Source organism: Sinorhizobium fredii USDA 205 (assembly GCF_001461695.1).
GTDB lineage: Bacteria > Pseudomonadota > Alphaproteobacteria > Rhizobiales > Rhizobiaceae > Sinorhizobium > Sinorhizobium fredii.
On the sequence record NZ_AUTC01000188.1, the window covers coordinates 1 to 10,749 of the forward strand.

The 10,749-nt window shown below is 57.6% G+C and carries 11 protein-coding genes and 1 tRNA gene; 8 read left to right on the forward strand and 4 right to left on the reverse strand.

Annotated elements, in window-relative coordinates:
* Together N181_RS26625 and N181_RS26630 are read right to left on the reverse strand one after the other, a co-directional pair.
* Nucleotides 1-326, reverse strand: a 326-nt coding sequence (locus N181_RS26625) for a TrbC/VirB2 family type IV secretion system protein (RefSeq protein WP_060564013.1), incomplete at its 3' end; no start/stop codon positions are given.
* Between the two features lie 44 nt (nt 327-370).
* A complete protein-coding gene (locus N181_RS26630; RefSeq protein ID WP_051000145.1) occupies nt 371-931 on the reverse strand; it encodes a lytic transglycosylase domain-containing protein in 561 nt (186 codons plus the stop codon).
* 236 nt (nt 932-1,167) lie between these two features.
* Between N181_RS26630 and N181_RS26635 the strand changes: the two genes are divergently transcribed.
* Nucleotides 1,168-1,638, forward strand: coding sequence for a hypothetical protein (locus N181_RS26635; protein ID WP_155621628.1), 471 nt, complete (start codon nt 1,168-1,170; stop codon nt 1,636-1,638).
* Nucleotides 1,628-2,137, forward strand: coding sequence for a thermonuclease family protein (locus N181_RS26640; protein ID WP_051000144.1), 510 nt, complete (start codon nt 1,628-1,630; stop codon nt 2,135-2,137). The genes N181_RS26635 and N181_RS26640 overlap by 11 nt, the downstream gene beginning before the upstream one ends.
* On the opposite strand, the gene N181_RS26645 is transcribed toward N181_RS26640, so the two are convergent.
* Nucleotides 2,112-2,345, reverse strand: a complete 234-nt coding sequence (locus tag N181_RS26645; RefSeq protein WP_042778341.1) for a hypothetical protein — start codon at nt 2,343-2,345, stop codon at nt 2,112-2,114. The two genes, N181_RS26640 and N181_RS26645, sit on opposite strands and share 26 nt — an antisense overlap.
* A 446-nt stretch (nt 2,346-2,791) precedes the next feature.
* On the opposite strand from N181_RS26645, the gene N181_RS26650 reads away from it, so the two are divergent.
* From N181_RS26650 to N181_RS26665, 4 genes are all read left to right on the forward strand, one after another.
* Nucleotides 2,792-3,826, forward strand: coding sequence for a hypothetical protein (locus tag N181_RS26650; protein WP_042778339.1), 1,035 nt, complete (start codon nt 2,792-2,794; stop codon nt 3,824-3,826).
* Between the two features lie 379 nt (nt 3,827-4,205).
* Nucleotides 4,206-5,552, forward strand: a complete 1,347-nt coding sequence (locus N181_RS26655; RefSeq protein WP_042778338.1) for an SIR2 family protein — start codon at nt 4,206-4,208, stop codon at nt 5,550-5,552.
* Entirely contained in the window at nt 5,549-7,348 is a 1,800-nt protein-coding gene (locus tag N181_RS26660) for an ATP-binding protein (protein ID WP_042778337.1), read from the forward strand. The genes N181_RS26655 and N181_RS26660 overlap by 4 nt, the downstream gene beginning before the upstream one ends.
* A 3-nt stretch (nt 7,349-7,351) precedes the next feature.
* The gene (locus N181_RS26665) at nt 7,352-8,089 is read left to right on the forward strand and encodes a hypothetical protein (protein WP_141322335.1); all 738 of its coding nucleotides are present in this window, start codon (nt 7,352-7,354) and stop codon (nt 8,087-8,089) included.
* 188 nt (nt 8,090-8,277) lie between these two features.
* Here the strand turns inward: N181_RS26665 and N181_RS26670 are convergent.
* Nucleotides 8,278-8,353, reverse strand: a tRNA-Ile gene (locus N181_RS26670).
* Between the two features lie 256 nt (nt 8,354-8,609).
* Between N181_RS26670 and N181_RS26675 the strand changes: the two genes are divergently transcribed.
* Both N181_RS26675 and N181_RS26680 read left to right on the forward strand, forming a co-directional pair.
* On the forward strand, nt 8,610-9,203 hold the full coding sequence (locus N181_RS26675; RefSeq protein WP_042778365.1) for a DUF6088 family protein: 594 nt from the start codon (nt 8,610-8,612) through the stop codon (nt 9,201-9,203).
* A complete protein-coding gene (locus N181_RS26680) occupies nt 9,196-10,233 on the forward strand; it encodes a nucleotidyl transferase AbiEii/AbiGii toxin family protein (RefSeq protein ID WP_060564015.1) in 1,038 nt (345 codons plus the stop codon). The genes N181_RS26675 and N181_RS26680 overlap by 8 nt, the downstream gene beginning before the upstream one ends.
* Nucleotides 10,234-10,749: the final 516 nt, after the last annotated feature.

Here is a 10,749-nt window from a genome sequence, read left to right on the forward strand (position 1 = left end):
CTCCCAAGCCCCGCCGACGACTTCATGGCGTCGACCAGTTCGGCCGCGCCGAAGATGATGGCAATGCCGATGACGATGGAGATCGCGCCCTGCCAGGCCATGCGGCCGGTCAGAAACAGAAAGCCGAGGAAGCAGACGGCGATGATCGCCAGCGAGCGCGCGACGTTGCCCTGCAGGACGCCGACGAACCAGTCGAGGATCCCCTCGACCGGAGCGGCGGACTGGGCATACGCGAAGTCCGGAGCAAGCGCCAGGCCGGTTGCCAAGACCGCCAGTGACACCGTGGCCTTGCGATGTGAACGTGATGCAATGGAAAGAAGGGTCATGCGGAAGTCCTTGTGTTGGGGGGAAGTTTGAGATGACGGCCGGCCTATTCGGCGCTCCAGACGTGTTCATCGCGCCAGGGGGAGGGCGCCAGTGCGATCGTTTGTTTGCGAGGATTGTGGTCGCCACCGCGTCCTTCCTCGGCCGCCAATGCCTTGGCATTGAGCGTCCATCGGTTCATCACCTTGACGATGTACTTTGCGGTTTCGTTGAACTCGGGAATGCCGCCCTTTTGGTAGACCCGTTCCGGACCGGCATTGTAGGCGGCCAGCATCAACAGCGGATCGTCGAACTCACCATAGAGTTTCTTCAGGTAACGGACGCCGGCGCGGATGTTCGATTGCGCATCGCAGCGGTCCGTCACGCCGTAATCGGACGCAGTTTCCGGCATCAGCTGCATGATGCCGACGGCGCCGGCGTCCGAGACCTGGTGCCGGCCGCCGGCGCTTTCGACATCAACCACAGCGAGTGCGAGAGCGGGATCGAGCTGCTCTTCGGTGGCGATGGTTTTGACCATCGCAAGGATGGTCGCGGTGTCGGCCGTCGCGCAGGCAGACGCAGCCGTGGGCGATACGGAAATTGCAAGGAAAAGCAGAGCAGTTTTCATTTCAGGCCCCGGTTGCCGCGACGCACAATAAAATATAAGTAATTCTGATGGGACTCATGTGTCAATCGGGAAGTGGTTTTGGAGCGTCAATGTTTGGACAACGTACAGTTATCTTGACCGCGGCAATCATTTTTTCAGGATACGCGGCGCATGCTTCGGACGACAGCGCCCGACCTTACAGGGAGCCAGCTGCGAACTATCTGCGTCAGTTCGCAGAGGACGACGGACAAGTCTTCGTGCTTGAGCGCTTCGATGCCAATGGCCGGCTGGTGAAGCGTAGCGTCGATAAGCTGAGCGCCAAGGTTTCCATCGACAGTGCAACCGATCGAACGATCGCCGGCCGGAAGATCCGCCTGCGCGGGCTCACGGGCTGCCCGACCGAGAAGGTCATCTATAACAGGCAGCAGATGTGGGCCTGCCTCGACGCAGCCCGTGATTATGCCGGAACGATCTACAACGAGCGCGCCAGCGTCATCCTCTGCAAGACCCTGGTGCTTCGACCCGAGGATGACCAACCGCTTCCATCCTCCTGCTTCGCCCTGGTCGGCGGGCAAGGCGAGCCGTTCCGCATTGTCAATGACGATGACAGCATGGTCTTTCTTGGCCTAGCCGCGATTGAGCGCACAGCGGACGGTCAATCCCGGCGACCCGATCTCGAGGGAACGCAGGCACTGTCGCAATCAATGGGGTTTCAGAATGCACAGTAAGCTGGCGACACTCTTCGCGGTGGTTTTGGCGTCGCAGGCTTTCGCGCAAGAGGCGACCATCCCGTTTCCGTCGGATGTCACGTTCGAAACCGGCGATACCTGGAGCCACAAAGGCCGGAAATACAGGCTGTTCGGCGTTCAGTCCTGCATTCGCGGCACCCCGTATCGCTCACCCGAGGGGAGGCAAGACGATTGCGGGCTACGTTCGGTCGCGTCTCTCGCGGCACTGTTTTCCACCGGCACGATCGGATGTCAGCCGATCGGAACAACGAAGGACAGGGCAACCTTCGTCATCTGCGCGGGTGACATCGACGGCGCTACGATCGACGTTGGAACCGCACTCATCTCTTCCGGTGCAGCCTTCGCTGCAACGCTGCCCTCCGGAACGCCGGTGTCAACGGCCTATGCAGTCGCCGAGCTGGCGGCAAGGGAAAGCCGCAGCGGCCTGTGGGCGGGCAGGTTCGATCATCCGGTCATCCTGCTCTTGAGCCCGCAATGAACAAGGCTTGAGAGAAGTCGACCTTCAAGGCCTCTGAAATGGCTGTGATTTCCACAAGCGTCAGATCGCCCCAGGCCTCCGTTTGCATGAGTTCCAGCCGGTCTTCTTCAACGCCTGATATTTCCGCGAATTCACGAGGCTCGGTCCCGCTGCGTTGAAGTTCGTCCGCGAGCATTTTGACGAGCTCAGCGAGAGTCTCAATGGCCATTTGCGGTGATCCTTTCCTTGCACCGTCATTGCATGTTCAGCGTCGAAGGTGATGGTTTCGCTCTGTCCCTATGCGCGCCTAAGGCGGCGCTGGAGCGTTTTTGAAGGGGAAAGCGGACAAGGCGGAACCGAGTCCGCCATGACCAATATCGCACAACCTCTACACGAGTGAAAAGCAACATAATCGCGTTTATGCTTGTTCGCTCAAAAAATTATAATAAATCTTGTGACTCGCTTATTCGCGAGCGAGCCATGGAGGTCCCATGCCCTAGACAAAATAAAACCCGCCTCGGGGAGACGGGTCCAAGGACACACACATGTGCGTGAAAGTGTTATAGCCTCCGATTTTTTCGCACATCGATGAGGCCGCTGCAAGGGATTTCTTGCCACGGATACGTGTGTTCTTGCGCTCCGATTTCTCCCGGACGTTCTAGATTAGGAGAGATCATGCTTGCCACGACCCGAACGGTCTACGGGCCGAACCTATTGGCGCGTCTGCTCGACGTGCGAACCCTGCAAGAGATAGACGCATGTGCCAAGGCCGCCTGGGTCCTGAACGGCGAGGGGCTGATTGGTGACGACGAGATGGAGTATCTCGCGGCCATCATCGAACACCAGCGCAAGGCAATACGAACCAACATGCCTTCCCAAGGAACGACCGCGAATCGTGACAGAACACCGCGCGCGCGACACCATCATCGTCGCGCCGCGATCCCGGCAGAGAAAAGATCAGCATCGTGGACGCGACGAAGGGCGCTCGCCAAGGAATGCGTCATCCCGTCCTCGATCGCAGCGCTCTTCACGGTCAGCAAGCTCGCCGTACTGTCGGTCATTGCGCGCGCCATGCTCGAAAAGGGGAGTTCCAATATGTCCTTGCCCGAGATCGCCGCGCGCGCTGGCGTCGGCTGCACGACGGCGCGCTACGCGATTCGAGATGCCATGCGCTTGGGCTTGATCACCGTGACAGAAAACCGGGTGAACTCGACTTGGAATCGGCCCAACACAATTCGCATAATTTGTGGCCGATGGCTCAAGTGGATCGCCGGCCACCTGCACCTGAAACCACAAAACAAAAGAGGCTGCGTCGGTCGCTCGGCTGCCTTGAAGACCCCCCTCACAAATCTGAGCCCCACGCTCAAGATGAATATAATTAACGCGCCGGAGAAGCCGGGAAAGGCAGGTGGGATTGGTGCCCGACCTGCGCTCTTGCCGCAGGAACAGAGGCGTTCTTTCAATGACTGGCTTGGGCAAAGCGGTGTTTTCCAGAAGGTCGGGGTCGTTATCCGGCAAATCGTCGACGTCTTCGTCTGGCATCATTGTCCGTCCTCTTGTTTGATGAACGGAGCGATCCCGCATTATTTTTCGCGGACGTGCAACGTGCAGATTTGCACCTATGCCTCCGATTTCGGCGGGCGGAAAGCTCGTGCCGAGACGCCGGAGTTCCATAATAGAACTTATGCGATTAGGTTATTGATTTTATGAACTAATTCTCTCTGAGCCCTTGGATCCATCCGTCGGCCGCTCTCAGTAGCGAGTGCATGGTCATGCTGTGCCAGGTTCAGGTGGTAGCCATCGAGTATCTTGTGCGGATTTCAACACTCCTGCCCATGTAGGCTGGTTACCCACTCATTTACCCCATTCAAAGCACGCCAATGTCTTCCGCACCGGGAGTTGACCTAGCTCACAAGGATACTCTTTGTGGTTTTGTGGTCTGCAGCATCTATTTCTCGGACCGAATACGGCTGCTGGTGTGATTCCAACACGGCGTCCACAGTCCGCCAAAGCATTGGTGTTGCTTTAAATCCAAAGCCCTAATAGTTCTTCCGCAACTATATGTTGATCTGCGAGTCGGGAGGCAAGCTTGAGCGACTTTTGGACAGGCAAGCCGAGCGCTGCAGAAAATCTGCGACTTTTGACACGCGAAGGAAAATGGCTCGCGTGGGAGGATCAGGAAGCTGATCCAGACAATCCCAGCAGCAAAAGGATCGCTGGCGCAAAGGGACGCGTCAACGAGGTTCTGACGCAGGCCGTCCACGCAACCAACGTTTTGACGCTCCTTGGGTCAGGTGCTTCCTTTTGCGTGAAAAACGCTGATCTGCGGCGAGCTCCAAGCATGGGCGACCTTTGGCAAGCTGCCAGAGAAAACGTCTGCAAGGAAGACTTAATCGATGATTCGAGATTCGAGAGCATTGTCCTCGATGTCATAGGCACCCTACCGCCAGAAAAAGATGGTGAGCGGCAACCAGGCGACATCGAAAATCTCCTTAGCCTCTGCAAGATGAAGCTCGAATTGATGGAGGTTAAAGCCAAGGAGGTTGAAAAAACCGATCCCGACGGGCCGATCAGAAAATTGAAGATTTTCATCGAGAAAGCCGAAGGTGCGATCCTTGAGAAGGTCAATTTTGTTGATCAAGCAACCGATCTGCCCGCGCACAGGGGGTTAATTCAGAAATTCGCGAAACGCGCCGTAGATAAGCCACGCGTCAAGGTGTTTACGACGAACTACGATCTTTGCGTCGAAGAGGCTGCATCTCGCCTTAGCGTCGTGCTCGTCGATGGGTTCTCACATAGTGCCGAACAACGTTTCAACCGCGACCATTTCCAGCATGATGTTGTAAGGCGGCAGCCGTCCGGTACGAAGGCTGACTACATCGATGGCGTCTTTCACCTTTACAAGCTTCACGGCTCGATTGACTGGCGACGCCGAGGCGACGGCGTAGTCATCCGTTCTCGCGCCAGCGATCCGGCCCTGAAACCGGTGCTGATCTATCCAAGATCGACCAAATATCAGGAAGCTTTCGAAATTCCGTACCTCGACATGTTCGCGGCATTTCAAGCTGCGCTTCGTGAACCAGATACCGCACTTTTGATAGCCGGTTTTGGCTTCGCTGATGATCATATCAGCGCTCCCATCTGGTCAGCTCTGGAGTCAAACCTCAGCCTCCGTCTCATTTTGGTCGATCCGTCTTTCATCCCGGCGGTGAAGCTGGACGCGTATCCCGCACCCGACCACCTCCTCGACGTCGGGCTACCGACAAGGAAATATCAAAATCGGATGGCTCGCCTGGTCGCAGAAGGCGATCCGCGAGTGACCTTGCTAAATGGCAGGTTCGAGGACTTGGTCGATGCAATTCCCGCGATCACGGGCGAGTCAGATCGGCAACGCCTCCAGATGCGCCTCGATCAAATCAGGGACGCCGCAGTATGACCGATCCAGTAATCGCGTTGATCGATCCTGACAAGCGCGTCGGCACCGTGACGAGGGTGAGTGCGTCTTCGATTGAGCTGACCATCCCGAAAGCGCTGGCCGCCAGTGGGCAACGAGGCTTGGCAAGAGGCGCAACCGGGGACTTCGTGTTCGTCGATTGCGATCAGGAGACGATCCTCGGTCGGATAACAGATGTCTTCATCCCCGACCGCCAACGTCCTGGACTGGAACGACAGATGGAAGTTGATGCAAGCGCCGAACCACAAGGCCGTGCCCAGCTTCTTGCGACCGTCAACAAGGCAACCCACAAGGTCACGCGTGGGATCAACGTCAAGCCGCGCGTCGGCGACGGGGTCTATCTGGCAGATGGCGGAGCACTCGCGGCTGCCATTCGAGAAGCGCTTCAAGGAGAAATCGAGCCGGGAAAGGATGAGCGCCTTCTGGTGAATCTCGGCAAATTGTCCGGCATTGCGAACGCCACAATTGCGATGCCGCCGGAAAAGTTGTTCGGGCGGCACTGCGGAATATTCGGAGCAACCGGGGGCGGGAAGAGCTGGACGTTGTCAAAGCTTCTGAATGAAACAGTCCGCCTTGGAGGAAAGTGTATCCTTTTCGATCCCACGGGCGAGTTCGCTGGCAAGGTTTCGGGCGCGACCGAGTTTTCGTTCTCGAAGCCGAATGACAAACAGCCTCTGGCGAGGTTTCCATATCAGCAGCTTTCGGAGATCGACCTGTACGCCCTGTTGACGCCGTCGGTCCAAAGCCAAGGCCCCAACCTTCGCAGCGCAATCAAGAGCCTGCGTCTGGTCACAGCCCTTCGTAAGACACCGCATAGATATGTGCAAACTTTAGATGGCGCGAATGAGCGCTATCAAATTGGAGATAGGGGGTACGTCGAGGTTCGACGTAAGGGCGTCGTTAAAAAAGCAGGAAATAGCCGAAATGCGCTGTCTGTGGCTGTTATCGAGTTGACCAGCGAGTTGGACTCTCATTTGTGCGACTTCGAGATACGCCTCTTATCTGATCAGATCAAAGAGGAATGTATCAAGCAGCATACGCCTGATGAAATGGGAAAGTACGGCACCTACGACGATTTTGCCTTGGGCAACTGCAATTCCTTGAACGTGCGCATCGAAAACTATTTGTCTTCGCCGGAAATGCGATGCCTTTTCTCTGACGACGGCACCGACATATGTGAGGAAATTAAGAAATTCATCGCCGATCCAAATCGGAGTGCACTCGTTCTTTCCTTCGAGCATGTCAGCTTCAAATACAGCACGCGCGAGCTGCTGTTGAACACACTCGGCCGCTACCTGCTCGGCCTTGCTCGGCAGAACGTTTTTCAAAGGTGCCCGCTGGTCTGTTTCCTTGACGAAGCCCACCAGTTCATTGGTCGATCCATCGGCGACGATACCAACCATGTGACGCTCGATGCCTTCGGTCTAATTGCGAAAGAAGGCCGAAAGTACGGGCTGACGACAACCATAGCCACGCAACGACCGAGAGACGTTCCGACCGACGTCCTGAGCCAGCTCGGCACGCTTTTCGTGCATCGCCTGACCAACGACCGTGACCGCGAGACGATCGAGCGTGCATGCGGCGATCTGGATCGCGACGCGGCTGCTTTCATTCCCTCGCTCGCCCAGGGAGAGGCGATCATCGTCGGGCCGGAGTTACCGGCTCCGCTGCCAGTGCTCATTGACAGCCCCGAGAAAGGGCAGCAACCAGAATCCCATGGACCGCGCTACCAGGCGTTCTGGGGCAATTCTCTTAGTGACTCGAAACTCGAGATTTAGTCTGTGCAATCTTTCTGGAAACGTTATGCGTCGTTGTGCTCGTTGAATGGCGTCGTTCTTGGCGTCTTTCTAGCTTCCGAGTTTTTCCTCGTCGTCTTCTGGCTCATCGACATTACGAAGAATGACGAAGCATTTCGGAGCTACTTCAATACAATCCTCACCATCGCCGCCACCGCACTGGCCGCTCTGATTGCACTTCTGGGAGTTTCCCATCAGGTCAGAGACATCAGGGAGCGAGAGAACCGTGACCGCGAAGCGGCGTTGGTGGCAGCGAATTCGTTATTACCGATGGCTTTGCATGATCTGGTTGAGGTTTGCGATCACAATATCCGTCGCAATTATGACGGAAGCGATTTGATTCCGAACATGGCACAAGTGGAAGGCGTGAAGACCTGCCGCTCGGAAACAATGGACGTGTTGAAGGCCTCGATCCAGCATGCTGACCAGCGCGCCCAGGTGAGGTTGTCAAATATCATCCGGAACTATCAGGTCACCCTCGCGCGAACTGAGCAAGTATATGGCAAGCCTCTAGCTACCGCGCTGGAGGAAGAGCAGTGGGTTGACTACGAGCGCAACAATGACGCGGTTTCGTGGGCATCACTCAAGGCCCTGGTCAGTGAGGGATTTCCATACGCCCGAGAGAATTCCAAGCCGATCCCGGGGCGAGCGGACGCAGATCTCGTTTCGTTTCAGATGCACTCGGCACAGCGGGCCTCGATTTTGAACTCTTCCCTAATCTGAAGATCGTGCATGACGTTCGAAAGGAAGCCAGTCGCCTGTTCGTGTTCGCCTGATTGGAGTCGAAGGGCTCCTTATATGAAATGCTAAGGGAGGCCATTGGGTCACCCCAGCAAGTGCTATTTCCGTTCAGCCGCGCCCCAACAAATATTGTCGCGAAAGTTCAGAGGTTCTGGCGAGCAGAAAGATTTTGGTGGGCCCGGCAGGACTCGAACCTGCAACCAATCGGTTATGAGCCGACGGCTCTAACCATTGAGCTACAGGCCCCTCCTCCACCGGCGTAACGCAGCCGTCAGGGTTTTGCAATATTTTGCCGTACCAACATTTGTGAAGGGTCGCCAGCTGAAGAGGCACCCATGCCTGCCGCGCTACAGAGTTCCGTGGTTAACTAGCTGCCCTGCAACGGTGCCTCCAGTAAGACGCATAACATGAGCTTTGAGCAACTCCGCGCTTGAATGTCAGAAAAAGTTGCTATATTTTCTGACATATGAGCAATGCTGCCGCATCGGTTCCGGATCAAATCATGAGGCGCGCCCGCGCTGGCGGCCGCGGCGGCGTTTTCACGCCCAGTGATTTCCTGGACATCGCCGCGCGAGCGGCAGTCGACCAAGCGCTTTCCCGTCTAGCCAGGGGTGGCAAGCTCCGGCGCTTGGCGCGAGGACTATACGACTTCCCCAAGATCCATCCGCAGCTTGGCCCGCTTTCGCCGATCCCCGACGATGTCGCGCAGGCATTGGCGCGTGAGACTGGATCCCACGTACAGATTGCGGGTGCGCGGGCAGCGAACGCGCTCGGTCTTTCAACGCAAGTTCCGGCAAAGAGCACGTATCTGACTGATGGTCCCTCCCGCCGCGTCGTACTGGGCAAGCGCGTGGTCGATCTGCGTCACGCCTCGCCCAAGCATCTGATCGCTCCGGGGAGCGCTGCTGGCACAGTCGTTCAGGCCCTCCGTCACGTGGGGGCGGTACGTGCCCGCGACGTTGCGCAGGTCGCGGCACGTCGTCTGTCGGCCAGCGACAAGAAGACGCTCGCGTCCACTGCGGTCCAAGCCCCTGCCTGGATGCGGCCGACGCTCGTGTCGATCGCCAACGCAACGTCGGGTGAGATCGATGGATAAGGTCGCTCTTCTTCCAGCCGGCGATCGGGCAGCTCTGTTTGGCGAAACGGGCGCTGGCCGAGGAGTCGCCAATACGATCATCGAAAAGGACTTCTGGGTCTGCTGGACCTTGAAGCGGCTTTTCGGACTGCAGGAGAAAGATGCTGCCACCCTTGTCTTTAAAGGTGGCACCTCCCTCTCCAAGGCGTTTGGCGCCATCCGCCGGTTTTCCGAAGATATCGATCTCTCTTTCGACCGCGCGGATCTCGGCTACACCGGTGACCGCGATCCGGAAAAAGAAGGCATCAGCAAGAATCAGGCGAACAAACTCATTGAAGCCCTTGTGAGCGATGTCGAGCAGCATATTGCCGAGAAGCTGCTTCCGGCTCTTCGATCAGCGATCGTCGAGCAACTCGGCGAGCCGGCGAGAGGCGAGTGGTCGCTGGAAATCGCTGCCGCTGACCCGCAGACGGTGAACTTCCACTATCCCACTGCTCTCCCCGCAGCCGAATACGAGGGCATGGATTACATCACCCCACGGGTGAAACTCGAACTCGGCGCCCGCGGAGACCCCTGGCCGACAGAGAAACGGGTGATCCGGCCCTATGCGGCGGACGACTATCCCGGCTTCTTCGAGGACCCCGACACAACCGCCGTTGTTCTCTCGGCCCGCCGCACCTTCTGGGAGAAGGCGACGGCATTGCATGCGGAGGCCCATCGCCCTGCCGACTCTCCTACCCCACAATATTTTTCGCGGCACTATTACGATCTCGCCATGCTGCTTGCTACGGACGAAGGCAAGGCCGCCGCCGCCGATTTCGAGCTTCTCGCGCAGGTCGCCAAGCACAAGGCCACCTTTTTTCGATCCGGCTGGGCTAGTTACGACACCGCTCGTCCCGGCACGCTACGGCTGTTGCCGGACAAGAACCGAATCAAGGACCTCCGCGCCGACTACAGGGCAATGGCCCCCATGATGTTCGATGACAGGCCGCCACCGTTCGACGAGATACTTGCGACAATCGCGGCGCTCGAAGAAGCAACGAACAAGTAGTAAAAGGCGATCCGCTGGGGAGGAAAGGCCATTAGCTCACTACGATCTATCGACCTGCGCCTGATCGATGACCTCGTCGACTTCGTTCGCGGGCGTGGTTACGTACTGGGGTTTTCGGATTCGAGTTTCTCGGAATTCTTCGCATCTGAGTTGGACGTTGACATCGACGATCCGATTTATGCTGAGCACGGCGGCTCGAAAGGCAAGCGACTGCGCTGCTTCCTTCAAAAGGTCGACGACGCCACGGCGGTCCGAGCCCTCCAAGCCCTTTGGGAGCATCGTGCCGAACACCTGGCGCGCACCGGCCACAGAGATCCAGTACAGAATGCCGAGGGGCGGTATCTAGGGCTTCTGGCCCGTCTGGACGGACAGGAGACAAACGCAGGCGGGGCGCCGCCGCGACCGGCGTTCGATTGGCGTCTGCTCGCCGAGTTGCGCGACGAACTCGTGCGGGTCGAGTCGCTGCGGGCCCATGAGCGAGGCTATGCCTTCGAGGCCTTCCTGAGGCGGTGCTTC

Excerpts from the sequence above, each read along its gene's own strand:
- N181_RS26630 (WP_051000145.1), bottom strand. The coding sequence starts at position 931 with ATGAAAACTGCTCTGCTTTTCCTTGCAATTTCCGTATCGCCCACGGCT.
- N181_RS26640 (WP_051000144.1), top strand. The coding sequence starts at position 1,628 with ATGCACAGTAAGCTGGCGACACTCTTCGCGGTGGTTTTGGCGTCGCAG.
- N181_RS26645 (WP_042778341.1), bottom strand. The coding sequence starts at position 2,345 with ATGGCCATTGAGACTCTCGCTGAGCTCGTCAAAATGCTCGCGGACGAA.
- N181_RS26650 (WP_042778339.1), top strand. The coding sequence starts at position 2,792 with ATGCTTGCCACGACCCGAACGGTCTACGGGCCGAACCTATTGGCGCGT.
- N181_RS26660 (WP_042778337.1), top strand. The coding sequence starts at position 5,549 with ATGACCGATCCAGTAATCGCGTTGATCGATCCTGACAAGCGCGTCGGC.
- N181_RS26675 (WP_042778365.1), top strand. The coding sequence starts at position 8,610 with ATGAGGCGCGCCCGCGCTGGCGGCCGCGGCGGCGTTTTCACGCCCAGT.
- N181_RS26680 (WP_060564015.1), top strand. The coding sequence starts at position 9,196 with ATGGATAAGGTCGCTCTTCTTCCAGCCGGCGATCGGGCAGCTCTGTTT.